At 55.7% G+C, this 25937-nt stretch carries 25 protein-coding genes and 2 tRNA genes; 15 read left to right on the top strand and 12 right to left on the bottom strand.

What is annotated here, in order from left to right; all coding sequences use genetic code 11:
- Nucleotides 1-143: 143 nt before the first annotated feature.
- The 11 genes from ydiJ (at nucleotide 144) to ldtE (ending at nucleotide 12491) form a co-directional block, all read left to right on the top strand.
- The gene (gene ydiJ / locus ENTHG_RS06960; protein ID WP_044177233.1) at nucleotides 144-3200 is read left to right on the top strand and encodes a D-2-hydroxyglutarate dehydrogenase YdiJ; all 3057 of its coding nucleotides are present in this window, start codon (nucleotides 144-146) and stop codon (nucleotides 3198-3200) included.
- Nucleotides 3197-3607, top strand: coding sequence for a 1,4-dihydroxy-2-naphthoyl-CoA hydrolase (menI, locus tag ENTHG_RS06955; protein WP_044177230.1), 411 nt, complete (start codon nucleotides 3197-3199; stop codon nucleotides 3605-3607). Before ydiJ ends, menI begins: the two co-directional genes overlap by 4 nt.
- A 205-nt stretch (nucleotides 3608-3812) precedes the next feature.
- Nucleotides 3813-4730, top strand: coding sequence for a kdo(2)-lipid IV(A) palmitoleoyltransferase (gene lpxP, locus ENTHG_RS06950; RefSeq protein WP_044177226.1), 918 nt, complete (start codon nucleotides 3813-3815; stop codon nucleotides 4728-4730).
- 112 nt (nucleotides 4731-4842) lie between these two features.
- Nucleotides 4843-5493, top strand: a complete 651-nt coding sequence (gene zinT, locus ENTHG_RS06945) for a metal-binding protein ZinT (RefSeq protein ID WP_044177223.1) — start codon at nucleotides 4843-4845, stop codon at nucleotides 5491-5493.
- A gap of 361 nt (nucleotides 5494-5854) precedes the next feature.
- Entirely contained in the window at nucleotides 5855-6223 is a 369-nt protein-coding gene (gene sufA / locus ENTHG_RS06940) for a Fe-S cluster assembly scaffold SufA (protein ID WP_044177220.1), read from the top strand.
- A gap of 8 nt (nucleotides 6224-6231) precedes the next feature.
- The gene (gene sufB, locus ENTHG_RS06935) at nucleotides 6232-7716 is read left to right on the top strand and encodes a Fe-S cluster assembly protein SufB (protein WP_044177216.1); all 1485 of its coding nucleotides are present in this window, start codon (nucleotides 6232-6234) and stop codon (nucleotides 7714-7716) included.
- Nucleotides 7717-7744: 28 nt separating this feature from the next.
- Entirely contained in the window at nucleotides 7745-8491 is a 747-nt protein-coding gene (gene sufC, locus ENTHG_RS06930; RefSeq protein WP_044177213.1) for a Fe-S cluster assembly ATPase SufC, read from the top strand.
- The gene (gene sufD / locus ENTHG_RS06925) at nucleotides 8466-9734 is read left to right on the top strand and encodes a Fe-S cluster assembly protein SufD (protein WP_044177209.1); all 1269 of its coding nucleotides are present in this window, start codon (nucleotides 8466-8468) and stop codon (nucleotides 9732-9734) included. The genes sufC and sufD overlap by 26 nt, the downstream gene beginning before the upstream one ends.
- Nucleotides 9731-10951, top strand: coding sequence for a cysteine desulfurase SufS (gene sufS, locus ENTHG_RS06920; RefSeq protein WP_044177205.1), 1221 nt, complete (start codon nucleotides 9731-9733; stop codon nucleotides 10949-10951). Before sufD ends, sufS begins: the two co-directional genes overlap by 4 nt.
- A 13-nt stretch (nucleotides 10952-10964) precedes the next feature.
- Nucleotides 10965-11381, top strand: coding sequence for a cysteine desulfuration protein SufE (gene sufE, locus ENTHG_RS06915; RefSeq protein ID WP_044177202.1), 417 nt, complete (start codon nucleotides 10965-10967; stop codon nucleotides 11379-11381).
- Between the two features lie 96 nt (nucleotides 11382-11477).
- Nucleotides 11478-12491, top strand: coding sequence for a L,D-transpeptidase LdtE (gene ldtE, locus ENTHG_RS06910; protein WP_044177200.1), 1014 nt, complete (start codon nucleotides 11478-11480; stop codon nucleotides 12489-12491).
- A gap of 51 nt (nucleotides 12492-12542) precedes the next feature.
- On the opposite strand, the gene ENTHG_RS06905 is transcribed toward ldtE, so the two are convergent.
- The 9 genes from ENTHG_RS06905 to mdtK form a co-directional block, all read right to left on the bottom strand.
- On the bottom strand, nucleotides 12543-12779 hold the full coding sequence (locus tag ENTHG_RS06905) for a major outer membrane lipoprotein (protein ID WP_007374746.1): 237 nt from the start codon (nucleotides 12777-12779) through the stop codon (nucleotides 12543-12545).
- Nucleotides 12780-13086: 307 nt separating this feature from the next.
- Nucleotides 13087-14499 carry a pyruvate kinase PykF gene (gene pykF / locus ENTHG_RS06900; protein WP_044177197.1) on the bottom strand — a complete coding sequence of 471 codons (1413 nt, stop codon included), beginning with the start codon at nucleotides 14497-14499 and terminating at the stop codon, nucleotides 13087-13089.
- Nucleotides 14500-14506: 7 nt separating this feature from the next.
- The gene (ynhH, locus tag ENTHG_RS26405; protein ID WP_421957869.1) at nucleotides 14507-14701 is read right to left on the bottom strand and encodes a protein YnhH; all 195 of its coding nucleotides are present in this window, start codon (nucleotides 14699-14701) and stop codon (nucleotides 14507-14509) included.
- A 238-nt stretch (nucleotides 14702-14939) separates the two neighbouring features.
- Entirely contained in the window at nucleotides 14940-15731 is a 792-nt protein-coding gene (locus ENTHG_RS06895) for an inositol monophosphatase family protein (RefSeq protein ID WP_044177193.1), read from the bottom strand.
- A 182-nt stretch (nucleotides 15732-15913) separates the two neighbouring features.
- Nucleotides 15914-16231, bottom strand: coding sequence for a hypothetical protein (locus tag ENTHG_RS25995; RefSeq protein ID WP_237567455.1), 318 nt, complete (start codon nucleotides 16229-16231; stop codon nucleotides 15914-15916).
- Complete coding sequence (locus ENTHG_RS06890) at nucleotides 16231-17130, bottom strand: MFS transporter (protein WP_237567454.1); 900 nt, start codon at nucleotides 17128-17130, stop codon at nucleotides 16231-16233. Before ENTHG_RS06890 ends, ENTHG_RS25995 begins: the two co-directional genes overlap by 1 nt.
- 78 nt (nucleotides 17131-17208) lie before the next feature.
- Nucleotides 17209-17285 (bottom strand) — tRNA-Val (locus ENTHG_RS06885).
- Nucleotides 17286-17295: 10 nt separating this feature from the next.
- Nucleotides 17296-17372 (bottom strand) — tRNA-Val (locus tag ENTHG_RS06880).
- Nucleotides 17373-17561: 189 nt separating this feature from the next.
- A complete protein-coding gene (gene mdtK, locus ENTHG_RS06875) occupies nucleotides 17562-18935 on the bottom strand; it encodes an MdtK family multidrug efflux MATE transporter (protein WP_044177189.1) in 1374 nt (457 codons plus the stop codon).
- Nucleotides 18936-19160: 225 nt separating this feature from the next.
- On the opposite strand from mdtK, the gene ENTHG_RS06870 reads away from it, so the two are divergent.
- A complete protein-coding gene (locus ENTHG_RS06870) occupies nucleotides 19161-19799 on the top strand; it encodes a riboflavin synthase (RefSeq protein WP_044177188.1) in 639 nt (212 codons plus the stop codon).
- A gap of 35 nt (nucleotides 19800-19834) precedes the next feature.
- Here ENTHG_RS06870 and cfa read toward each other — a convergent pair whose 3' ends face one another.
- Nucleotides 19835-20983, bottom strand: coding sequence for a cyclopropane fatty acyl phospholipid synthase (gene cfa / locus ENTHG_RS06865; protein WP_044177187.1), 1149 nt, complete (start codon nucleotides 20981-20983; stop codon nucleotides 19835-19837).
- 302 nt (nucleotides 20984-21285) lie between these two features.
- Nucleotides 21286-22473 (bottom strand): purine nucleoside transporter PunC, encoded by a 1188-nt coding sequence (gene punC, locus ENTHG_RS06860; RefSeq protein WP_044177185.1) that lies wholly within the window; start codon nucleotides 22471-22473, stop codon nucleotides 21286-21288.
- Between the two features lie 111 nt (nucleotides 22474-22584).
- Here punC and punR point away from each other — a divergent pair, with 111 nt between their 5' ends.
- Entirely contained in the window at nucleotides 22585-23496 is a 912-nt protein-coding gene (punR, locus tag ENTHG_RS06855; protein ID WP_044177183.1) for a DNA-binding transcriptional activator PunR, read from the top strand.
- 14 nt (nucleotides 23497-23510) lie between these two features.
- On the opposite strand, the gene purR is transcribed toward punR, so the two are convergent.
- A complete protein-coding gene (gene purR / locus ENTHG_RS06850; RefSeq protein WP_044177180.1) occupies nucleotides 23511-24536 on the bottom strand; it encodes an HTH-type transcriptional repressor PurR in 1026 nt (341 codons plus the stop codon).
- 299 nt (nucleotides 24537-24835) lie between these two features.
- On the opposite strand from purR, the gene cydH reads away from it, so the two are divergent.
- Nucleotides 24836-24925 carry a cytochrome bd-I oxidase subunit CydH gene (gene cydH, locus ENTHG_RS25010; RefSeq protein WP_106403197.1) on the top strand — a complete coding sequence of 30 codons (90 nt, stop codon included), beginning with the start codon at nucleotides 24836-24838 and terminating at the stop codon, nucleotides 24923-24925.
- 165 nt (nucleotides 24926-25090) lie between these two features.
- Nucleotides 25091-25937, top strand: an 847-nt coding sequence (locus tag ENTHG_RS06845) for an MFS transporter (RefSeq protein WP_044177176.1), incomplete at its 3' end; no start/stop codon positions are given.

Here is a 25937-nt window from a genome sequence, read left to right as displayed (position 1 = left end):
GTAATGATTTCAGCGATTTTAGACTGCCTGATTCTGCCCGTAAATCTGCCGGGCGCATAAGAAAAAAATGTGATACAACGTGTGATGCTGCAAGCAAACGATTAACTATTCACAACTCTAACAGTCAGGCAGGGTCAAGAGTAATGATCCCACAGATTTCTCAGGCACCGGGCGTCGTTCAACTGGTGCTGAATTTTTTACAGGCACTGGAGCAACAGGGTTTTACCGGCGATACCGCCACCAGCTACGCCGACAGGCTAACCATGGCGACGGACAACAGTATCTACCAGCTGCTGCCGGACGCTGTGCTGTTCCCCCGTTCTACCGCTGATGTCGCGCTGATTGCGCGTCTCGCTGCCGAAACACGTTTTCAGTCGCTGGTATTCACCCCGCGCGGCGGCGGCACCGGCACGAACGGTCAGGCATTAAACCAGGGCATCATTGTCGATATGTCCCGCTATATGAACCGCATCATTGAGATCAATCCGCAGGAAGGATGGGTGCGTGTGGAAGCGGGAGTCATTAAAGATCAGCTTAATCAATTCCTGAAACCTTACGGGTATTTTTTCGCGCCGGAGCTCTCAACCAGCAACCGCGCAACCCTGGGCGGAATGATCAATACCGATGCCTCCGGGCAGGGCTCGCTGGTTTATGGCAAAACCTCCGATCATGTGCTGGGGGTGCGGGCCGTGCTGCTGGGGGGCGATATCCTTGATACGCAACCTGTGCCGACGGCGCTGGCACAGACGCTGGGCAATGCGAACACCGCAACGGGCCGCATCTATCGAACGGTCTTCGAGCGCTGCCGGGATAACCGTGAGCTCATTGTCGAAAAATTTCCGAAGCTAAACCGCTTTCTCACCGGCTATGACCTGCGTCATGTCTTTAATGACGATATGACGGAGTTTGACCTGACCCGGGTACTGACCGGCTCGGAAGGCACGCTGGCGTTTATTAGCGAAGCGCGGCTCAATATCACGCCTTTGCCGAAAGTGCGCCAGTTGGTCAACGTTAAATACGACTCGTTTGATTCCGCCCTGCGTAACGCCCCGTTTATGGTGGCGGCGCGAGCGCTTTCCGTCGAAACGGTGGACTCCAAAGTCCTCAACCTGGCGCGGGAAGACATTGTCTGGCATTCGGTCAGCGAGCTGATCGCTGACGTCCCCGACAAAGAGATGCTCGGCCTGAATATCGTGGAGTTTGCCGGTGATGACGAAACGCTGATCAATCAACAGGTCAGCGAGCTGTGCGCCAGGCTTGATGCGCTGATGGCATCAGGGGAAGGCGGCATCATTGGCTGGCAGGTATGTACTGAACTGGCCGGGGTTGAGCGTATCTACGCGATGCGCAAAAAAGCCGTGGGCTTGCTGGGCAATGCGAAGGGGGCGGCAAAACCCATTCCTTTTGCCGAAGATACCTGCGTGCCGCCGGAGCATCTGGCGGACTATATTGCTGAGTTCCGTGCGCTACTGGACGGTCACGGCCTGAGCTACGGTATGTTTGGCCATGTGGACGCCGGGGTGCTGCACGTGCGCCCGGCGCTGGATATGTGCGACCCGCAACAGGAGATCCTGATGAAAAAGATCTCTGATAAGGTGGTGGCGCTGACGGCGAAATATGGCGGGCTACTGTGGGGCGAGCACGGCAAAGGGTTTCGCGCGGAATACAGCCCGGCCTTTTTCGGCCCGGAACTGTATGCTGAATTACGCAAGGTGAAGGCGGCATTCGATCCCGACAACCGGCTTAATCCGGGCAAAATCTGCCCGCCGGAGGGCATTGACGCGCCAATGAAACAGGTTGACGACATCAAGCGCGGCACGTTCGATCGGCAGATCCCCATTGCCGTGCGAGGCGCCTGGCGCGGCGCGATGGAGTGTAACGGCAACGGATTGTGCTTTAACTTCGATGCGAAAAGCCCGATGTGCCCGTCGATGAAGATCTCCGGCAACCGTATTCACTCGCCGAAAGGGCGTGCGACGCTGGTACGTGAATGGCTACGTTTGCTGGCGGATCGCGGTATCGACCCGGTAACGCTGGAAAAAGAGCTGCCCGGCAAAGGGGCCAGCCTGCGCTCGCTGATTGAACGCACGCGCAACAGCTGGCACGCCCGTAAGGGGGAGTATGATTTCTCCCACGAGGTAAAAGAGGCCATGTCTGGCTGCCTGGCCTGTAAAGCCTGTTCGACCCAGTGTCCGATTAAAATTGATGTGCCGGAGTTCCGCTCCCGCTTCCTGCAGCTTTACCACACCCGTTATCTGCGACCGGTACGCGACCATCTGGTCGCGACGGTGGAAAGTTACGCCCCGTTAATGGCGCGCGCGCCGAAAACGTTCAACTTCTTTATGAGCCAGCCGTGGGTTCGCAGCCTGTCGCAAAAGCATATCGGGATGGTCGATCTGCCGCTGCTGTCGGTTCCCTCCTTGCAGCGCCGGATGGTGGGGCATCGCTCGGCAAATATGACGCTTGAGCAGTTAGAAAGGCTTAGCGACGCCGAAAAAGCCAACATCGTGCTGGTGGTGCAGGACCCGTTTACCAGCTACTACGATGCGCAGGTAGTGGCGGACTTTGTTCGACTGGTCGAGAAGCTGGGGTATCAGCCGGTGGTGCTGCCTTTCTCTCCTAACGGCAAAGCGCAGCATATTAAAGGCTTCCTTACCCGCTTTGCGAAAACGGCGCAGAAAACGGCGGACTTCCTAAACCGGGTGGCTGAACTTGGTATGCCGATGGTGGGGGTGGACCCGGCGCTGGTACTCTGTTATCGAGACGAGTACAAGCTGGCCCTTGGCGACAAGCGCGGCGATTTTCACGTGATGCTGGTGCATGAGTGGCTGCCCTCCGTTCTGCAAGGGCTGGATAAGCGGGACGTCAGCGGCGAACCCTGGTATCTGTTCGGCCACTGTACCGAAGTCACGGCGCTGCCCGCGTCAGTGACGCAATGGGCCGCCATCTTCGCCCGCTTTGGCGCGAAGCTTGAAAACGTCAGCGTCGGCTGCTGCGGCATGGCGGGAACCTACGGTCATGAAGTAAAAAACCATGCCAGCTCGCTGGGCATCTACGAGCTCTCCTGGCATCAGGCGCTGCAGCGCTTACCGCGCAGCCGTTGTCTGGCGACCGGGTACTCCTGCCGCAGCCAGGTCAAACGGGTGGAGGGTAACGGCGTGCGCCATCCCCTGCAGGCTTTACTGGAGATAATCGGATGATCTGGAAACGTGCGGTAACGCTTGAAGCCCTTAATGCCATGGGCGAGGGCAATATGGTCGGGCTGCTGGATATCCGCTTTGACGCTATCGGCGACGATTCGCTGGAGGCGACCATGCCGGTGGACGCGCGTACCTGCCAGCCCTTCGGCCTGCTGCACGGCGGGGCTTCGGTGGTGCTGGCGGAGACGCTCGGCTCGGTCGCGGGCTATTTATGCACCGAAGGCGCACAGAAGGTGGTTGGCGTGGAGGTGAACGCCAATCACCTGCGCGCCGTCACCAGCGGGCGGGTGCGGGGCGTTTGCCGCGCGCTGCACGCGGGCGGCCGCCATCAGGTGTGGCAGATCGATATCTATAACGAGCAGGGCAAGATGTGCTGCTCATCGCGGCTCACCACCGCCGTGGTCTGATAATTTTGCGGCAGGGAAACCTGTCGCAAATATTCATACTTCCCCCATTTTATGACACAATCTGACTTAACCCTTCGTGCTATATTGCACACAATTAAACCGGGTTCGGCATCAGCCGTAGCCCGCCGGCGTAACGCATAAAGACCTGATGAAGTGATTCGTTGTTTCCTTAAGCGCTACTTTTTGAAGCTTACAGGTAACCTTTATGCATACTCCTTTTCAGAAGGCGTTTTTACACCCTCGTCACTGGGGCACATGGGCCGGTCTCGGCCTGCTCTGGCTGCTCGTGCAACTTCCATACCCTGTACTCTGTCGGCTTGGTGAAACGCTGGGCACGCTTGCCCGTCCTTTCCTCAAACGCCGTGAGCGCATTGCCCGCCGCAATCTGGAGCTCTGTTTTCCCACGATGAGCGCAGAGCTGCGTGAAGCGACTATAGCCAGGAATTTCAGCTCCCTTGGCATGGCGCTGTTCGAAACCGGCATGGCCTGGTTCTGGCCGGATAAGCGGGTTCGCCGCTGGTTTGATGTCGAAGGCTATCAGCACCTGGTGGCGGCGCAGGCCAACCATCGCGGCGTCATGGTCGTCGGCGTGCACTTTATGTCCCTGGAGCTGGGTGGCCGCGTCATGGGGCTATGCCAGCCGATGATGGCGACCTACCGGCCGCACAACAGCCCGTTAATGGAGTGGGTGCAGACCCGCGGGCGGATGCGTTCAAACAAATCGATGATTGACCGGCGTAACCTGAAAGGGCTGGTGAGCGAACTCAAGCGTGGCGAAGCGGTCTGGTTCGCGCCCGATCAGGACTACGGCAGCAAAGGCAGCACGTTCGCGCCATTCTTTTCGGTCGAAAACGCCGCCACCACCAACGGCACTTATGTCCTGTCGCGTCTCTCCGGCGCCGCCATGCTGACCGTCACGATGATTCGCAAAGGCGATCGTTCCGGTTATGTGCTGAATATTGGCCGGGCGATGACGGATTATCCGTCCCGGAATGAACATGAAGCGGCCAGCTACATGAACCGGGTGATAGAGCAGGAGATCATGCGGGCACCGGAGCAGTACCTCTGGATCCACCGCCGCTTTAAAACGCGCCCGCCAGGCGAGGCGTCACTCTACCTGTAAGTGCTGACCCAACCGGCTACACCCGGTTGGGTTTTTTATGGCGTCAGCGGCTTGATGAGTGATATGTTATATCGTAACATTATATTTCATTTCTACCATTGAGGGACACACTTTGGCTGGTCAAACTGGAAAAATTACCCTGGCGCTTGGCGCGCTGCTCTTGAGTACGCAGGTCTTTGCTCATGCTCATCATGCCCACGGCAAACCGTTAACGGAAAAAGAACAGCAGGCGGCGGAGGGGGTATTTGACGATAAGGACGTTCAGGATCGTGCCCTGACGGACTGGGACGGCGTCTGGCAGTCAGTTTATCCGTTATTACAGAGCGGCGCGCTTGACCCGGTTTTCAAAAAGAAAGCGGCTAAAGAGGGCGGCAAAAACGCCGAAGAGATTAAAGCGTACTATCGTCGGGGCTACGCCACTGACGTTGCCACCATCGGCATTGAAAACGGCGTGATGGAGTTCCACACCGGCGACAGCGTCAACGCCTGTAAATATGATTACGCTGGCTACAAAATCCTGACTTACGCCTCGGGTAAAAAAGGGGTGCGTTACCTGTTTGAATGTAAAGACGCTGCCAGCAAAGCGCCGAAATATGTTCAGTTCAGCGACCATACTATCGCACCGCGCAAGTCTGCCCATTATCATATCTTTATGGGCAATACTTCCCAGCAGGCGCTGCTGGAAGAGATGGATAACTGGCCGACTTATTACCCGTATCAGCTGTCCGATGAGCAGGTGGTTGACGAAATGCTGCATCATTGATGGCGCAGTCGAGAGCCGTGGGGCCTTCCCCGGCTTTCCTTTATGTTGTTTTTCACGTCCTTTGCTTCTCCCCGCCTTATAAATTTGTGCTTTTCAGCGGCCTATCTTAAAAATAGGTATTGCCTATACATCTTTAATTCTTGTCTCTGCGTCTCCTTTTCTGTTTTAAAGACCCATTATTTTTCAATTGATTAAACTATTTTTTACTTATCTGTAAAGCCTTGCCACAGGGTCTATGCTTATACCAGAGGTGTAAAAATTGGGCCTCGCAGGAATAACCCTTTGGAATAGAGGTTGAAGTGAGAATCATTATCACTAACATAGGGTTATGCCCTTATGGCTTCTTACGTGAGGTAGACCTATGGAATCGCATTCCGGAACATTTAATCCGCAGGACTTTTCCTGGCGCGGGCTGACGTTAACGCCTGCCGCCGCAGAACATATCCGTACGTTATGCAGCAAACAACCGGGCCTGCTGGGCGTGCGTCTGGGTATTAAACAGACGGGCTGCGCCGGGTTTGGCTACGTGCTTGATACCGTAAGCGAGCCTGATGAAGATGACCTGCTGTACGAGCTGGACGGCGCGCGTCTGTATGTTCCCCTTCAGGCGATGCCGTTTATTGACGGCACGGAAGTGGATTACGTGCGGGAAGGATTAAACCAGATCTTCAAATTTCATAACCCAAAAGCGCAGCACGAATGTGGCTGCGGCGAAAGCTTTGGGGTATAGGCGGTACTATGTCTCGTAATACAGAAGCAACTGACGATGTCCAGATGTGGAGCGGCAACCTCAACTATAAAGAGGGGTTCTTTACCCGGCTGACAACTGATGAGCTGGCGAAAGGGATCAACGAGGAGGTGGTGCGCGCAATTTCAGCCAAGCGTAATGAGCCGGAGTGGATGCTGGAATTTCGGCTTAACGCTTATCACGCCTGGGTTGAGATGGAAGAGCCGCACTGGCTGAAAGCCCATTATGACAAGCTCAACTACCAGGATTACAGCTACTACTCAGCTCCCTCCTGCGGCAACTGCGACGACAGCTGCGCATCGCAGCCGGGTGCGGTGCAACAGACCGGGGCAAACGCCTATTTAAGTAAAGAGGTGGAAGAGGCCTTTGAGCAGCTCGGCGTGCCGGTGCGCGAAGGTAAAGAGGTGGCGGTAGACGCCATTTTTGACTCCGTTTCTGTCGCCACTACCTACCGTGAAAAGCTGGCGGAGCAGGGGATCATTTTCTGCTCGTTTGGCGAGGCGATTCACGATCACCCGGAGCTGGTGAAAAAGTATCTGGGCACCGTGGTGCCGTCGAACGATAACTTTTTCGCCGCGCTGAACGCGGCGGTGGCCTCTGATGGCACCTTTATCTACGTGCCGAAGGGCGTGCGCTGTCCGATGGAACTGTCCACCTATTTCCGTATTAACGCGGAAAAAACCGGTCAGTTTGAGCGCACCATTCTCGTGGCCGATGAAGGCAGCTACGTCAGCTATATTGAAGGCTGCTCCGCGCCAGTGCGTGACAGCTACCAGCTCCATGCTGCCGTCGTGGAAGTCATTATCCATAAAGATGCCGAAGTGAAGTATTCCACGGTACAAAACTGGTTCCCGGGGGATAACAACACCGGGGGGATCCTGAACTTCGTCACCAAGCGCGCCCTGTGCGAGGGCGAAAACAGCAAGATGTCGTGGACGCAGTCGGAAACCGGCTCCGCCATTACCTGGAAATACCCGAGCTGTATTCTGCGCGGCGATAACTCGATTGGCGAGTTCTACTCGGTGGCGCTGACCAGCGGCCATCAGCAGGCGGACACCGGCACTAAGATGATCCATATCGGCAAGAACACCCGTTCGACCATTATTTCGAAAGGGATTTCTGCCGGGCACAGCCAGAACAGCTACCGTGGCCTGGTGAAAATCATGCCCACCGCCACCAACGCGCGAAACTTTACCCAGTGCGACTCAATGTTGATAGGGGCGGACTGCGGGGCACACACATTCCCCTATGTGGAGTGCCGCAACAACAGCGCCCAGCTGGAGCATGAGGCCACTACTTCGCGTATCGGTGAGGATCAGCTCTTCTACTGCCTGCAGCGCGGCATCAGCGAAGAGGATGCGATTTCAATGATCGTAAACGGCTTCTGTAAGGATGTGTTCTCAGAACTGCCGCTGGAATTCGCCGTTGAAGCGCAAAAATTACTGGCGATTAGCCTTGAACACAGCGTCGGTTAACCGCCTGAGTTAGCGTTAAGGATCAAACATGTTAAGTATTCAAGATTTGCAGGTTAGCGTTGAAGATAAAGAGATTTTGCGTGGCCTGAGCCTGGAGGTAAAACCGGGCGAAGTGCACGCCATTATGGGGCCAAACGGCTCAGGCAAAAGTACGCTCTCTGCAACGCTTGCCGGGCGTGAAGATTATGAAGTCACCGGCGGCATCATTAACTGGAAGGGTAAAGACCTGCTGGAGCTCTCTCCCGAAGAGCGCGCAGGCGAGGGCGTCTTTATGGCGTTCCAGTACCCGGTTGAGATCCCCGGCGTCAGCAACCAGTTTTTCCTGCAGACGGCGCTGAATGCGGTGCGTAAATACCGCGGCCAGGAGGAGCTTGACCGCTTCGACTTCCAGGATTTGATGGAAGAGAAAATCAGGCTGCTGAAAATGCCGGAAGACCTGCTTACCCGCTCGGTCAACGTTGGTTTTTCCGGCGGCGAGAAGAAGCGTAACGATATTCTGCAGATGGCGGTGCTGGAGCCTGCGCTGTGCATTCTGGACGAAACCGACTCCGGGCTGGATATCGACGCCCTGAAAATTGTTGCCGAAGGGGTCAACTCCCTGCGCGATGCGCAGCGCTCTTTTATCATCGTCACCCACTACCAGCGCATTCTTGATTACATCAAGCCCGATTTTGTCCACGTGCTTTATCAGGGGCGAATCGTGAAATCCGGCGACTTTACGCTGGTTAAGCAACTGGAGGAGCAGGGTTATGGCTGGCTTACCGAACAGCAGTAACGTGCTGCAACAGTGGCATCACCTGTTTGAAGAGCAGGGCGGCGGGCGCACAGAACAGGCGCGCGACCACTTCCAGCAGCTGTTGCGCACCGGTCTTCCTACGCGCAAACAGGAAAACTGGAAATATACGCCGCTGGAAGGGCTGCTGAACAATCGCTTTGTCACTTCCACGGCCGGGGTGAGCGCTGAAACCTGTGCGAACCTGGCGCTGCCGGTAGAGGCGACACGGCTGGTGTTTGTCGACGGGCAATTTCGCGCCGATCTCAGCGACATGACGGACGGCAGTGGTTTCACGGTCATGATGAATGATGGCCAGCCGCTGGCCGCACCGGTGCAGCCGGAGGTCTTTCTCCATCTGACCGAAAGCCTGGCGCAAAGCGTTACGTATATCAGCGTCGCGCGCAATCAGCGACCTGCGAAGCCGCTGCTGCTGATGCACATTACCCAGGGGCTACCGGACGCGGAGCTGAATACCGCGCACTACCGGCATCATCTGGCGCTGGCCGAGGGGGCCGAGGCGACCATTTACGAACATTACGTCAGCCTCAACGAACACCGGCATTTCACCGGGTCGCGCCTGACGATGGATGTGGCGGCCAATGCGCAACTGCATCACGTCAAGCTGGCCTTCGAAAATGCGCAAAGCTATCACTTTGCCCATAACGATATTCGCCTGGCGGCCGACGCGGCGGCATACAGCCACAGCTTCCTGCTGGGCGGCGCGGTACTGCGCCATAACACCAGCACGCAGCTGAATGGCGAAAACACCACGCTACGGATGAACAGTCTGGCGATGCCGGTCAACAGCGAAGTGTGCGATTCGCGTACCTGGCTTGAGCACAACAAGGGCTACTGCAATAGTCGCCAGCTGCATAAGACCATCGTCAGCGATAAAGGTCGCGCGGTGTTCAATGGCTTAATCAAGGTTGCGCAACACGCCCTTAAAACTGACGGTCAAATGACTAACAACAACCTGTTGTTGGGCAGGCTGGCGGAGGTGGATACCAAACCGCAGCTTGAAATTTACGCTGACGATGTGAAATGCAGCCACGGCGCTACCGTCGGGCGCATTGATGAAGAACAGATGTTCTATTTGCGCTCGCGGGGCATTGATAAAGAGGCGGCGCAGAAGATGATTATCTACGCTTTTGCCGCTGAGCTTACCGAAGCCGTCAGCGACGAAGCGCTCAGGCAGCAGGTGCTGGCGCGTATCGGCCAGCGCCTTGCAGGAGGTTTAGCATGACGTTTCCTGTGCAGAAAGTACGCGCTGACTTTCCGGTTCTGGCCCGTGAGGTGAATGGCGTCCCGCTGGCCTACCTTGACAGCGCCGCCAGCGCGCAAAAACCCACGCAGGTGATTGAGGCGGAAGCGGAGTTTTATCGCCACGGCTACGCCGCAGTGCACCGCGGCATTCATACCCTGAGTGCCGAAGCCACCCAGCGGATGGAGAACGTCCGCACCCTGGCGGCGGCCTTTATCAACGCCCGGCTGCCAGAGGAGCTGGTCTTTGTTCGCGGCACGACAGAAGGGATTAACCTTGTCGCCAATAGCTGGGGGACAAGCCAGGTCGGGGCCGGCGACAATATTGTGATTACCGCTATGGAGCACCATGCCAATATCGTTCCGTGGCAAATGCTGTGCGAGCGGGTGGGCGCAGAGCTGCGGGTGCTTCCTCTTAACCCGGATGGCACCCTGCAAATGGAAGCGCTGCCGGGTCTGCTTGACCAGCGCACCCGGCTTTTAGCGGTAACGCATGTTTCCAATGTCCTGGGGACGGAAAACCCGGTGGCGGAGATGACAGCCCTCGCGCATCAGCATGGCGCGAAGGTGCTTATCGATGGCGCGCAGGCGGTGATGCACCACCCGGTGGATGTGCAGGCGCTGGACTGTGACTTTTATGTCTTCTCAGCCCATAAGCTGTATGGACCAACCGGTATCGGTATTCTTTACGCCAAAGAGGATATCCTGCAGGCCATGCCGCCATGGGAAGGGGGCGGGTCGATGATCGCGACCGTCAGCCTGACGGAAGGCACAACCTGGGCGAAGGCGCCCTGGCGTTTTGAGGCAGGTACCCCCAATACCGGCGGCATTATTGGCTTTGGCGCGGCGCTGGAGTATGTCAGCGCCCTTGACCTCAATGCCATTGCGCAATACGAAACCATGCTGATGGAATATGCCCTGGATGCGCTGGCGGCGGTGCCGGAGTTCACTGTTTACGGCCCGCGTAACCGTCTGGGTGTTATCGCCTTTAACCTGGGTCAGCACCATGCCTATGATGTCGGCAGCTTTCTTGATAATTACGGTATCGCGGTGCGCACGGGGCACCACTGCGCCATGCCGTTAATGGCATTTTACCAGGTACCGGCAATGTGCCGGGCATCGCTGGTAATGTATAACACTACCGAAGAGGTGGATCGTCTGGTGGCTGGCCTGAAACGCATTCATCAGCTGCTGGGCTAACAGAGAGGCAGAGATGGCTGTTTTACCTGACAAAGATAAACTCCTGCGAAATTTTGGCCGCTGCGCCAACTGGGAAGAGAAGTATCTGTACATTATTGAACTGGGGCAGCGTTTGCCGCCGCTGAGCGATGAGGCTCACAGCGCCGAGAACCGTATCCAGGGCTGCCAGAGCCAGGTGTGGATTGTGATGGAGCGCAACCCGGAAGGGGTGATTGAACTGGCGGGAGACAGCGATGCCGCTATCGTGAAGGGGCTTATCGCCGTGGTTTTTAGCCTGTACCAGCAGATGACCGCGCAGGACATCGTTGCCTTCGATGTTCGTCCCTGGTTTGAAAAAATGTCGCTTACGCAACATCTTACTCCCTCCCGTTCGCAAGGGCTTGAGGCAATGATTCGCGCAATTCGCGCTAAAGCTGCCGAAATTAGCTAAGCTTACGAGACAGCTTTCATCCTGTGTTGCGAGGCGCTTGTACGCCTCGCTTGTTTTCAGCTTTCGGCATATTGCCGTGAATACAGGACATTTTGCATGAAACGCGCGTCTCTAATAACACTTTGCCTTATCGGCGCTTTCAGCGCCATTCAGACCGCCTGGGCGGTCGATTATCCCTTACCGCCGGAAGGCAGCCGCCTTATCGGTCAGAATCAAACCTATACCGTTCAGCCGGGGGATAAAAACCTGCAGGCAATCGCCCGCCATTTTGATACGGCGGCCATGCTCATCCTTGAAGCCAATGACACCATTGCTCCGGTGCCGCAACCGGGCACCGTGGTGACTATTCCGTCGCAAATGCTGCTGCCGGATGCGCCGCGGGACGGCATCGTGGTGAACCTTGCCGAGCTGCGTCTCTATTACTATCCGCCAGGAAAAAATATTGTGCAGGTCTTCCCGCTGGGTATTGGGCAGCAGGGGCTTGAAACGCCGGTCTCGACGACGCGAATCAGCCAGAAAATCCCTAACCCTACCTGGACGCCGCCCGCGGGCATTCGCGCGCGCTCACTGGCTAAAGGGATTAATCTGCCTGCGGTGGTCCCCGCCGGGCCGAATAACCCGCTGGGGCGCTATGCGCTGCGTCTGGGCATTGGAAACGGCGAATACCTCATTCACGGCACCAGCGCGCCTGACAGCGTCGGTCTGCGGGTTAGCTCGGGCTGTATGCGCATGAACGCGGCGGACATCCAGTCGCTGTTCTCGCAGGTCAGCACCGGCACGCCTGTGGCGATTATCAATGAGCCGGTGAAATACTCTATCGAACCGGACGGACGGCACTATATCGAGGTACATCGACCGCTGTCACAAACCGTTGAGCAAAATACGCAAACGCTGCCAATCACCTTTAACGCTACGTTGGCTGGCGTCATAGAGCAGGGCGGAGGAGACAAAAAGGTCATTGATAAGGCGCTCTACCGGCGCGCTGGCTATCCAGTCGCTGTTCCGGCGGGGTCAGGCAACAAACCGGCAGCACCGGGCGTGGTATCGGCTCAGAGTAGAAATACGATGGTGATGAATGCAGGTGAACAGAAAGGGGAAGTAACGCAGTAAGAGAGACAAAAAAAATGGCGCACAATGTGCGCCATTTTATTACAGCGACTCTTACTTACGGTAAGAGTGAGCCTGGTTGTCCAGACGCTGGTTAGCACGAGCTGCGTCGTCTTTAGCAGCCTGAACGTCGGAACGGATTGCGTTCACGTCGTTGCTCAGCTGGTCAACTTTAGCGTTCAGAGTCTGAACGTCAGAAGACAGCTGATCGATTTTAGCGTTGCTGGAGCAACCAGCCAGCAGAGTAGAACCCAGGATTACCGCGCCCAGTACCAGTTTAGTACGATTCATTATAAATACCCTCTAGATTGAGTTAATCTCCATGTAGCGTTACAAGTATTACACAAAGTTTTTTAGGTTGAGAATATTTTTTTGATGGGAATCCACTTAAATTTGATCGTTCGCTCAAAGAAACGCCGAATCTGAGTGAAACGCCTAAAAAAGGCTGTGAAAACAGCAAGCTTCCATCGGATTCATCTTAGATAATATGCCATTTAAATAGTAAAAGCCGATTTGCTTTTTTATTCAGAGTGGCTACCTGATAAATAAAAAAAGCGCCCGGCGGGCGCTTTATTAAGCAGAAAATTAATCTGTTTTATTACAGAACGTGTACAGATGCTGTATTGGTGGTGCCGCTGGAAACCAGCGCGCCGGATACCATTACAACCACGTCGCCTTTCTTCGCCAGGCCGCTCTGTACCGCCAGCTCTTTACCCAGACGGTAGAAATCATCGGTAGAGGAGATTTCAGTTACCAGCTGCGCGATGACGCCTTTGCTCAGCACCAGCTGACGCGCGGTGATTTCATTGGTGGTCAGGGCGAGGATGGTGGCATCCGGGAAGTATTTACGCACGGCGCGCGCGGATTTACCGCCCTGGGTTGCGACAACAATCAGCGGCGCTTCCAGTTTCTCAGCCGTTTCTACCGCACCGCGGCACACCGCTTCGGTAATGCGCAGCTTGCGGCTGTCGTTGTTGTAGTCCAGACGGCTGGTCATCACGCGGTCGGTACGCTCACAGATGGTCGCCATGATGGAGACAGCTTCCAGCGGGTATTTACCTTTGGCGGATTCACCAGACAGCATCACTGCATCGGTGCCGTCGAGGATGGCGTTGGCCACGTCGCCTGCTTCCGCACGGGTCGGACGCGGGTTTTTGATCATAGAGTCCAGCATCTGGGTCGCGGTGATAACCACTTTGCGCGCGCGGATACATTTCTCGATCATCATCTTCTGCGCGAAGATAACTTCTTCTACCGGGATCTCAACGCCCAGGTCGCCACGAGCAACCATGATGCCGTCAGAGGCTTCAAGGATCTCGTCGAAATTGTTCAGGCCTTCCTGGTTTTCGATTTTGGAGATGATCTGGATGTGCTCGCCGCCGTGCGCTTTCAGGTGCTGACGAATCTCTTCAACGTCAGAACGCTTGCGGATGAAGGATGCCGCAACAAAGTCGACGCCCTGTTCGCAGCCGAAAATCAGATCCTGTTTGTCTTTTTCAGCCAGCGCAGGCAGCGCGATGGATACGCCCGGCAGGTTAACGCCTTTGTTTTCGCCGAGGTCGCCGTTATTCAGCACTTTACAAATAACTTTGTTGCCTTCGATGGCGGTCACTTCCATACCGATCAGGCCGTCATCCACCAGCACGGTGTTGCCGACAGAAAGATCGGAGGTGAAGCCTTCGTACGTTACCGCAACGGTTTCGCTGTTGCCGACAACGGATTTATCCGTAGTGAAGGTGAAGGTCTGGCCCGCTTTCAGCGAAACATCGTTGCCGCCTTCCAGTTTGATTGTGCGGATTTCCGGACCTTTAGTGTCCAGCAGAATCGCCGCTTTTTTACCGGTTTTGCTCATCACGTTGCGCAGGTTCTGGATGCGCTGACCGTGTTCAGCATAATCACCGTGAGAGAAGTTCAGACGCATGACGTTCATGCCAGCGTCCAGCATTTTGGTTAACATCTCTTCGGATTCGGTTTTCGGACCGATGGTGCAAACAATTTTGGTCTTTTTCATGACAGTCTTAGTCTTTAAGTTGAGAAGGATTGGAAATCACGCTCCGGTGGGCGCACGGCTCCGGAGTTAAACCTGTGTTGCGTAAATGGCGATGCCACAGCCTAAGGATAGGTGACATCAAAAAAGCGTGCAGAGTAAAGTGTGCTCGTGTTTCAGCCAGAAAGGGGTAATAGCAATGTAAGCGTTGATTTTGATAGTTCAATCAGCTGAAACCATTCAAGTATGAACAGGCCGCCATTATACGCTGAAAAATCGCTAAAAGGAAAATGAAAACGCCGTTTCAAAATGCATCTGGGCAGTTTCACAACGAAGTGTTATCAACGTGTTAAGATGTCACAAAAGTGAATTTACCTGCTTGACGCCAAAGTTAAAATGTTCTGCCCGTTAAACGCAAAAAAGCGGGAAGCCTCATCCCTGAGGCTGCGGATAAAGAAGAACGGTTAATTGTTTAATAATGCCAGCGCCTGCGCGTGTAGCTCTGCGCTGGCGGCACACAGAACATGGCCGCCTGCCTCTGGTCTGCCGCCGGAGAGGGTGGTAATCACCCCTCCCGCCTGTTCAATGATCGGCACCAGCGCCACGATGTCATAGGGCTGCAGGGCATATTCAAGGCAAAGATCGATCTGGCCTGCCGCGAGCATTGCCATCGCATAGCACTCGCCGCCGTAGCGGGTCATCAATACGCTGTCATTGAGAGCGGCAAAATTGATCTCCGGGAAGCGAGCAATCGGCTCCGGAGAAGTGATGTGCAAAATCGCCTGTTCAAGGCTCACGCCCTGGCGAGTCTGCATCTGCGCCGTACCCTGCGGGCCGCTGCGCCACGCGCGTTCGCCGTCGGCCCAAAAGCGCTCGCCGGTAAAGGGCTGGCTCATCATCCCGAGCTGGCTGCGACCTTCCACCGTCAGCCCGATTAAGGTTCCCCACACTGGAATACCGCACAGGAAAGGGCGGGTGCCGTCAACGGGGTCCAGCACCCATTGCAGAGGCCCGCTGCCGCTGATGCCGAACTCCTCGCCCATAATTGAGTGGTCGGGAAACCGTTCGCTAATCAACGCACGGATAGCGCGTTCGGCTTCGCGGTCGGCATCGGTCACCGGGTCGAAGCGGTAGCCCTCCTTTGGTTTACTGCCGGTATGCAAATTAAGACCGGAGCGAAAGCGTGGTAGCGTTTCGTTGTCAGCCGCATCGGCCAGGGCATGTAAAAAGTCGGTATCGGGCAAGGGAAGAGTCATAGCGCGTCCTTTTCAGTGTGAATAAACCATCGTCACTATGATTACCTGGCCGCTGCGGGAAATGAACAAAAGGGCTCTGAATTTATGACGCCGATTAATGAATTTAACGAGAACCCCGTTTTCCCAGCATCAGAAAAACGAGGCTTATACAGCGGAACTGTAAGTCTTTGCGCTTAAGCGCATCAGGTTAGCCGTTGTCGGTTGTACAGCCACAGAGCAGTCAGCGTCAGTAGCGGTATGCCATGAAAAATCACGATAACCAGCGCGGGCGAATACCAGACATAGAACGGGGCGACGATTAACATACCGACCCCAAACCCGGTCATTTGCAGGAGCGTCATCAGGCTAAAAACGGGCAATCGCAACCGCTCTGGTTCACTCTGAATACGTGAAATCAGGCTGACATCCGCCAGGCCATCTCCAACCCCTGCCAGCACGATAAACATCAACGCCAGCGGTACGCCGCTTTGCTGAAAGGTGAAGATAAAACCCAGCGACATTAACGCCACACCGCAAAAAACAGCCGCTCCGTACGTATTCCACGCTGGAGTAACAGATAATTCGCCATTCTTGCTCCGGCGAACTTCCCCCCGGCCCAGACGGCCAGCAGCAGCCCCATTGTCTTCCCTGCAGAGGCGGGCGTTAACAGTTCAGACAGGACAGGAAAGCCCACGTTGTGGGCGGCGCTGCCCAGCGTGTCCGCCATGGTTACCAGCAGCATCCCGGCCAGCAGCGGCGCCGTACGCAACCCCGTGACCAGATTGCGCCACTCTTTGCGGGGCTGTTTATCTTTTTCCACAGCCGGATGACCCAGAAAACGCAGCGGCATAATACAGAGCCCAGCCAGCAGATAGGTGACGATATTGGTGGCAAACACCAGCTGGTAACCGCTCGCAGCCAGCAACAGACCCGATACCAGGCTTCCTGTTACCGCCCCCGTGGCGGAGGCGGAGGTCAACCAGGCGTTGGTGGCAACGCGTCGGGATTCATCCACCCACCAGGGGAGCTGGCTGTTAAGCCCGATGGCAAACATCGAGTTTCCGAGGCCGATTCCCAGCGCAATGAATGGCAATATATAGAGCTGTGCCGATGGCGGAAGCACTAACAGCAATGCCAGCAGGGCAGCGCGGATGAGATCAAAGATAACCAGAGAGAGACGGCCGTGAAAACGGCGGAAGAAAGGCACCCCGACTGCGCTGGCGATGATGCCGCCGGTGACGCGGCAGGCCAGAAAAATACTGACATGCAACACGCTCTGGCTCAGTAAAAAGACATAGGTGGATAACGCCACCATATTGAGAAACGCGCCAAAGTCAGAGATAAACCGGGCGGTAATAATAAGCCAGCTGTTTCTTGCAGAGCGGGCAATAAGCTCGCCGTCCTGCTGTGCATCAGTCATACAGTACCCCTTGGGAAAACAGCGGCAGGTGACAGGCAATATTAATCAGGGAATTAAACAGATTTCAGAACGAAAATCTGGTGCGTCCGAGTGGACTCGAACCACCGACCCCCACCATGTCAAGGTGGTGCTCTAACCAACTGAGCTACGGACGCACTAAAGAAATGGTGCGTTCAATTGGACTCGAACCAACGACCCCCACCATGTCAAGGTGGTGCTCTAACCAACTGAGCTATGAACGCATTGTTGTGGTTGACAACGGGGACGAATATTAGCGGCACCCCGCAGCTGTGGCAAGCGGAAAATGCCGTTTTTCTTTCTGAATTCACGCGATTGCGGAACTTTTAAACATGCTGGGGGAATTTTATCAGCCCGCAGCACAATTAATGGACGAATGAGTTAAAAACAGCCGCCCGCAGGCGGCTGAGAGGTTAGCGGGCGGCGCGCTGCAGAATGACCGCCGAAGGCTGGCGCTGTAAAAAGCGCATGCGCAACATCATCATTACGGCGGCAGAGGTCAGGCCGATGATGAACCCGATCCAGAAGCCCGCCGGTCCCATGCGGTCTACCACCAGGTCGGTCAGCGCCAGCACGTACCCTGACGGCAACCCCAGTAACCAGTAAGCCGCGAAGGTAATAAAGAAAATGGAGCGCGTATCTTTATAGCCACGCAGGATCCCGCTGCCAATCACCTGAATTGAGTCCGAGATCTGATATAGCGCCGCCAGCAGCATTAGCTGCGAGGCCAGGGCGATAACTTGCGGGTTATCGTTATAGAGCAGGGCGATTCGCTCACGCAGCAGCACGGTAAAGACCGCAGTCACTACCGCCATACAGACGCCTACCCCAAGCCCGGTACGGGCGGCTATCTGCGCATCAAGGGTCGACCCCTGGCCCAGACGATAGCCAACGCGAATGGTCACCGCGGCGGCGAGCGACATCGGCAGGACAAACATCAGCGAGCTAAAATTAAGCGCGATCTGGTGGCCCGCCACGTCGATAATGCCAAGCGGAGAAACCAGCAGGGCAACTACTGCAAACAGCGTCACTTCGAAAAAGAGCGCCAGCGCGATGGGCAACCCAAGCTGGGTGAGCCGCAAAAGTACCGTAAGGTCCGGCTTGCTCTGCCGCTGCGAGGTGCGGATATCGCGCATCGAACCCGCCCGTTTCACATAGGAGAGCATGCAGAAAAACATGACCCAGTAAACCGCAGCCGTCGCCACGCCGCAGCCGATACCGCCAAGCTCAGGCATACCAAAGTGGCCGTATATGAAAATATAGTTGACCGGAATGTTCACCATCAGGCCGAGAAAACCGATCACCATACCGGGTTTGGTCTTCGCCAGCCCCTCGCACTGGTTACGCGCCACCTGGAAAAAGAGATAGCCGGGAACCCCCCACAGCAGGGCGCGCAGGTAACCGATGGCTTTATCCGCCAGCTGCGGGTCAATGTTCTTCATCGCGCCAATGATGTACCCGGCGTTCCACAAAACAACCATTACCAGCACCGACATCACCCCGGCCAGCCAGAACCCCTGATGAATCTGGTGGGCAATCCGATCGCGGCGGCCTGAGCCGTTGAGCTGAGCGACGGTTGGCGTCAACGCCAGCAGCAGCCCGTGACCAAAAAGAATGGCGGGCAGCCAGATAGAGGTGCCGATGGCGACGGCGGCCATGTCGGTGGCGCCGTAGCCCCCGGCCATGACCGTATCGACGAATCCCATCGCGGTCTGGGCGATTTGCGCCAAAATCACCGGAATAGCCAGCGCTAGCAACTGGCGCGCTTCTGTAAAGTACTTCTGCACTTGAAACACCTTGATATTGTAGTTATTTGAGAGAGAAAAAAGCCGCCTAAAATGGCAGCAAAAAGAAGAAACAGGGGAATAAGCCAGTCTATTGTAGCGGGGAAAAGCGATTAATCTAGCGAAAAAACCAGGGGGGAGCCGGCAGGGCTGGCAACATCATTTTTCACCTGTTATTGTGCCTGGTAGAAATACGGCTCTGCCGTAAATGAGATACAGGAGTTTGTTATGTTTACTGGTATTGTACAGGGCACGGCGAAGCTGGTGTCCGTGGATGAAAAACCTAACTTTCGCACCCATATTGTGGAGCTGCCGTCCCATATGTTAAGCGGTCTCGAAACGGGGGCATCTGTCGCTCACAATGGTTGCTGCCTGACGGTGACAGAAATAGACGGCTGCCGCGTTAGCTTTGATTTAATGAAAGAGACGCTGCGAATTACCAATCTTGGTGAACTCGCCGTTGGCGATACCGTAAACGTCGAGCGCGCGGCGAAATTTAGCGATGAAATTGGCGGTCATCTGATGTCGGGCCATATTATGACGACGGCGGAAATAGTGAAAATTCTGACCTCGGAAAATAACCGCCAGATCTGGTTCAAAATGCAGGACCCGACGCTGATGAAGTACATCCTCTATAAAGGCTTCATCGGCATTGACGGCATCAGCCTGACGGTAGGCGAAGTCACCGCCAGCCGCTTCTGCGTGCATCTCATCCCGGAAACGCTGCAGCGCACCACCCTTGGCGAGAAAAAACTCGGCCAGCGGGTTAATATCGAAATTGACCCGCAGACGCAGGCGGTTGTTGACACCGTAGAGCGTGTTCTGGCCGCCAAAGAGGCCGCACTGGCGCTCAACAATATCGAGTGACATAAAAAACCCCGCGTTATGCGGGGTCTGTTACCTTAGCGCGCCACGCGCAATCCGTTTTCAATACCCCGGCTAAAGACAACCTGCCAGAGTTGAATATCGCGGGCGCGAAACGCGCCTGCGCAGGCGTTCAAATAATAACTAAACATCCGTTTGAACCGTTCGGAGTAGTTATCAGCAATTTCCGGCCAGCTATTGATAAAACGTTCATGCCATGCCATCAGCGTTTTATCGTAATCGGCGCCGAAGTTATGCCAGTCTTCCATAATGAAATGCGGTTCGCTGGCGGTAGCGATTTGCCGTGCCGACGGCAGGCAACCGTTCGGGAAGATGTATTTATCAATCCACGGATCCACATTATGGTCGGTATGTTTTGAGCCAATGGTATGCAGCAGGAAAATACCGTCGGCTTTCAGATTACGATCGACAACCTCGAAATAGGTGGCGTAATTTTTTGGTCCGACGTGTTCAAACATACCTACAGAGACAATACGGTCGAATTTGTCATTCAGATCGCGGTAGTCCTGCAGGCGGATATCGACATCAAGCCCTTCACAGCGCTGCTGCGCCATTTTTTGCTGCTCGGCGGAAATGGTCACCCCCATCACGCTTACGCCATAATGGCGGGCCATAAATTCCGCCAGCCCGCCCCAGCCGCAGCCGATGTCCAGCACCCGCATTCCGGGAGCAAGCTGTAATTTTTCGCAGATTAGCGTGAGTTTGGCGCGCTGCGCCTCGTCCAGCGTTTGCGCTTCCTTCCAGTAGGCGCAAGAGTATTGCATCTGCGGGTCCAGCATACGGGTGAACAGATCGTTGCCCAGATCGTAATGTTCTTTGCCGACTATCCATGCCCGTTTTTTGGACTGCAAATTAAATAATCTTGCCCCGGCGATACGCAGAATATCTTTGAAGTGATGCGGGAGCTGGTTCTCAAGACCTGCGCGCAGGACGCGGGTAAAAAATATGTCCAGCCGATCGCACTCCCACCAGCCGTCCATATAGCTTTCCCCCAGCCCAAGGGAGCCCTCTTGCAAAACACGTTTAAAAAAATCGGGGTTTTTTACCTGAATGTCAGACGCCGCAGGTCCATTAATCTGGATACCGGCGCGACTCAGCAGTTCGTTTGCAATACGGAACCAGTTATCGTCCCGTATGCTGACCTCTTCTATACACGATGAACTCATAACCTCTCCATCACCAGTAAGTGATCAGAACCTTTCAAAAGCGTAGACGCTTTTTCAGGCATGTGAGAAATCTCACGATTTGACCGTGAGGCTGATTTCCGACGTAGAACAGAGGAAGGGAGATTACCCTTGCCAGAAAGGCCTTCCATGGTACAAAACGGGAGCGCTCCGGCTCCCGTTACTGCATAATTTTTATCGTATTTATAACTTGCCGGAAAAGAGTATAGGACGCAATTCGAAGTGATTCAACAGAAAACTGTTAGCCTGCTAATCACTGGCAAGTGACATAGTCGACCCGGCAACTACCGGTGAGCGGAGAGCTCAGCTGAGAGGTTTTCTTGCTTCTGTCGCTGCATGCGGTAGCCCAATGCCGCCAGCAATACCGTTGACAACATCACGCTGGTGGTTGCCAGCAGCGGCGCGGTAATCAGGGCGGACACAACCAGACTCGCCAGGAAACAGAGCCCAAGCTGCAGCGTGTTTTGCAGCGCGGCCGCGCGGCCCGTCGCCTGAGGGAAGGGGCGCAACGCCTGGGCAACGACGATCGGGTAGATAGCGCCGTTAGCCATCGCCATCAGGCAGAACGGAATTAATAGCGCGGTCAGTGAGGCCCCTGGCAGTAAACCGACTCCCCATGTCGCAGCGACGCTCACGGCGAACGCCACCAGCAGCCACGGCAGCATCTGCGCGCCGGACCATTTCTGTAACGCGGCGCGGCAGCCGTAACCCCCTACTAAAAAGGCGATAGTTTGCGGCACGTAGCTCAGGCCAATCACTGCCGGGCCGTAGCCCATCTCGTGCAGAATAAACGGCGAGCCGGTAAGCCACGCAAAGAAGCTCGCCGAGCAGGCGGCGTAAATCAGCACGTTGCCGCCATAGGTGCGGTCGCGCAGGAGGTCGATAAAGCGCAGCGATCCGCTGCTGCCTGCCGGTTTTTGCGATCCCGGCTTAAGGCGCAGCGCTGGCAGCATCAACAGCACGGTAATAACGAAGAGGGTGGCGAAAATAGCCTGCCAGGAGAAGTGAGACAGGATCCAACTGCCCAGCAGCGGAGCCAGGGCAGGGGATAAGCCGACCAGCGGCATGATAGTGGCAAAGATACGATTGGTGCGCTGAGCCGGATAGTGGTCCGTGACCAGCGCCTGCCAGGTGACGGCGGCGGCGCACACGCCCACTGCCTGGACGAAGCGCAGGGCCAGCAGCCAGACGGCGTCCTCTACCCACAGCATACCCAGACAGCCGATGGCGAAAATGGACAAGCCGCAAAGCAGGACGGGTTTACGCCCGTAGCGGTCGGACAGCGGCCCCCAGACCAGTTGCGCAACGGCGAAGCCCGCAAGGAAAAGACTCAGCGTGGCGCTTACCGCGGCGGCGGAGGTATGTAAATCTTGCTGAATATCGGCAAACGCGGGCAGATACATATCGGTGGCCAGAAAGCCCAGTACGCTCAATCCCGCGAGCCAGACTAAAAACCCTTTTCCAGGTTGCATGGTAAATCTCTTTTTAATGCTGATAACAGGGCTCCAGAGTCTAAGGAGTGCATCCTTGATTGTGAAACGCTAATATTTGGCGGTTGATTTCAAAATTTTTGCAGGCAGATTATGTGGTCAGAATACTCCCTGGAAGTGGTGGACGCCGTAGCGCGTAACGGCAGCTTTAGCGGCGCTGCGCAAGAGCTGCATCGCGTGCCCTCAGCGGTGAGTTACACCGTCCGGCAGTTAGAAGAGTGGCTGGCGGTTCCGCTATTTGAGCGGCGTCACCGTGATGTGGAATTGACCCCAGCTGGGGTATGGTTTTTGAAAGAAGGGCGGTCTGTTATCAAAAAAATGCAGGTCACCCGACAGCAGTGCCAGCAGATTGCCAACGGCTGGCGGGGGCAACTCTCCATTGCGGTAGACAATATTGTTAAGCCGGAGCGAACCCGGCAGCTGATTGTTGATTTCTACCGTCATTTCAGCGACGTGGAACTGCTGGTAGCGCAGGAGGTTTTCAACGGCGTGTGGGATGCGCTTGCCGATGGACGTGTCGAACTGGCGATAGGCGCTACCCAGGCTATCCCGGTGGGCGGGCGCTATGCGTTCCGCGATATGGGGATGCTGAGCTGGCAGTGTGTGGTCAGCCGTTCGCATCCCCTGGCGTCAATGCCCGCGCCGCTTAGCGACGATACGCTGCGTAAGTGGCCTTCGCTGGTAAGAGAGGATACCTCCCGCTCTCTGCCCAAACGTATCACCTGGCTGCTGGATAACCAAAAACGCGTTGTGGCGCCGGACTGGGAGTCATCGGCAGCCTGCCTCTCGGCGGGGTTGTGCGTGGGGATGGTGCCGTCACACTTCGCAAGGCCCTGGCTCGACCGTGGTGAATGGGTGGCCTTAACCCTGGAAAACCCCTTCCCGGATGCCGCCTGCTGCCTGACCTGGCAGCAGAACGACGCGTCGCCCGCGCTGAACTGGCTGCTGGATTATCTGGGCGACAGCGAAACGCTGAACCGGGAGTGGCTGCGGGAGCAGATATAGCTGCTCCGCGCGGTTTAGCGACGGTAGTCGCGGAAGGGGCCATCCGCCACCGAGCGGCGCTCAATCAGCCGGGGGTGAACTTCAATCGACTGCGACACCTCACGCTTGTTGACGATACGGTCGAGCAGCATGTTAAAGGCGGTTTCCCCCAGCGAGTCTTTTGGCTGGTGGATGGTCGTCAGCGCCGGGGTAAAGAAGCGGGCGTTGCGCACATTGTCATAGCCGATCACCGAAATATCCTGCGGGACCCGCAGTCCCATCTCGTCGGCAGCGCACAGTGCGCCCATCGCCATGATATCGCCGCCGCAAAAGACGGCGGTGGGGCGGCTGGTCTGCGACAAAATTTGCTGCATAGCGCGGTAGCCGGATTCCGGCTCAAAATCGCCCTGTACGATCCAGTTGTCCGGCACGGTAATGTGCGCCTCGGTCATCGCTTGCATAAACCCGGAGAGCCTGCCTGCGCCCGTATTGCGCTCTAACGGCCCCGGAATAACGCCGATATCACGATGACCGCGTTCAATCAGATACCGCCCGGCCATATAGCCGCCCGCAAACGCATTATCGATCACGGTATCGGTAAAGTCGGCTTTAGCCTCGCCCCAGTCCATTACCACCATTGGAATATGGCGATATTCTTCGAGCATGCTCAGCAGCGGCTCCGGATATTCGGAACACATTACCAGCAGCCCGTCGACGCGCTTTTGCGCCATCATAGAGAGGTAGGCGCGCTGTTTTTCCAGGTTGTTCCAGGCGTTGCCAAGAATCAGGGTATAGCCTTTCTGGAAACAGTTTTTCTCTACCGCCTCAATGATTTCGGCGAAATAGGCCGCTTCGCTGCTGGTTGCCAGTAAACCGATCGATTTGGTGTGGTTCACTTTCAGGCTGCGGGCGACGGCGCTGGGCGAATAGTGCAGCTCTTTAATGGCCGCCCAGACGGCGTTGCGCGTCTCTTCAGCGACGAAACGGGTTTTGTTAATTACATGTGATACGGTTGTGGTGGAAACGTTTGCTCGCTTCGCTACGTCTTTTATTGTTGCCATAAGATCTTACTCCAGACCATATCATAAGCTCCTGATAATTCTGAGGGTAAACGTTTGCCTTCCATCACCCTGCATCCCAAATAAAGGGAGTAGACTACGCCGGGAAAAAGACACTGGACGTCAGGAGGGGAGTCAATGGCCGGTACGCTATAAATTTAGCGTCGAATTTTGTCTGATCTTGAACAAAAGGGGAAGAGCTAAAACGTATCCCGGCCTAATTCCTGCAAGATTTTTACGTTTATTTATGCAAAAATGCGCTATCTCACTTTTTGTGGGGAAATTAACAAGGAGAAAAATTGATGAGCACCGACCTGAAATTTTCTTTAGTAACCACGCTTATTGTTCTGGGTTTGATTGTTGCCGGTGGTTTAACGGCTGCGCTGCACTGATCCCCGCTGAGGGAGAGCGCTCTCCCTCATCCTTTCCTGCCATTGTTATCATTTCAGCAATAATCTTTTCTCTATTTTGTAACTTCTGTTTTTTTGTGATTGATGTCATGCTTTTGCCTTCTGTGACGGTGTCGCCCGACGACACGGCAATTCCGGAGTCAATAAATGAAAGTCAATTTCCCCCTGCTTGCCCTGGCGATCGGTGCCTTTGGCATCGGTACGACCGAGTTTTCGCCGATGGGCCTGCTGCCTGTTATCGCCCGTGGCGTGGATGTATCCATTCCGGCAGCGGGTATGCTGATTAGCGCTTACGCGATTGGCGTCATGGTCGGCGCGCCGCTGATGACGCTGCTGCTCTCTCACCGTGCGCGCCGTAACGCGCTGGTTTTTTTGATGGCGATTTTCACGCTGGGCAATGTGCTGTCTGCGCTCTCGCCTGATTATGCCACTCTGATGATCTCCCGCATTATCACCAGCCTTAACCACGGCGCGTTCTTTGGCCTTGGCTCGGTGGTCGCCGCCAGCGTGGTGGCAAAAGAGAAGCAGGCCAGCGCCGTCGCCACCATGTTTATGGGGCTGACCATCGCCAATATCGGCGGCGTTCCGGCGGCGACCTGGCTTGGCGAGGCAATCGGCTGGCGCATGTCATTTCTCGCCACCGCGGGATTAGGGGTGATAGCCATTATTAGCCTGTGGCTGTCGTTGCCCAAAGGCAGCGCGGGCGAGCGACCGGAGGTGCGTAAAGAGCTGGCGGTGCTGATGCGCCCGCAGGTGGTGACGGCGCTGCTGACCACGGTGCTCGGGGCGGGGGCCATGTTTACCCTCTATACCTATATTTCACCGGTTTTACAGCGTATCACCCATGCAGGCTCAGGCTTTATCACCGCCATGCTGGTGCTGATCGGCGTTGGGTTTTCAATAGGTAACTACTTTGGCGGTAAGCTGGCGGATCGTTCGGTAACGGGCACGCTTAAAGGTTTTCTGCTGCTGTTGATTGCCATTATGGCGGCTA

Source organism: Phytobacter massiliensis JC163 (assembly GCF_000321045.1).
GTDB lineage: Bacteria > Pseudomonadota > Gammaproteobacteria > Enterobacterales > Enterobacteriaceae > Phytobacter_A > Phytobacter_A massiliensis.
The sequence above is the reverse complement of the archived record's forward strand: the minus strand, read 5'-3'. Positions and strand labels throughout refer to the sequence as shown.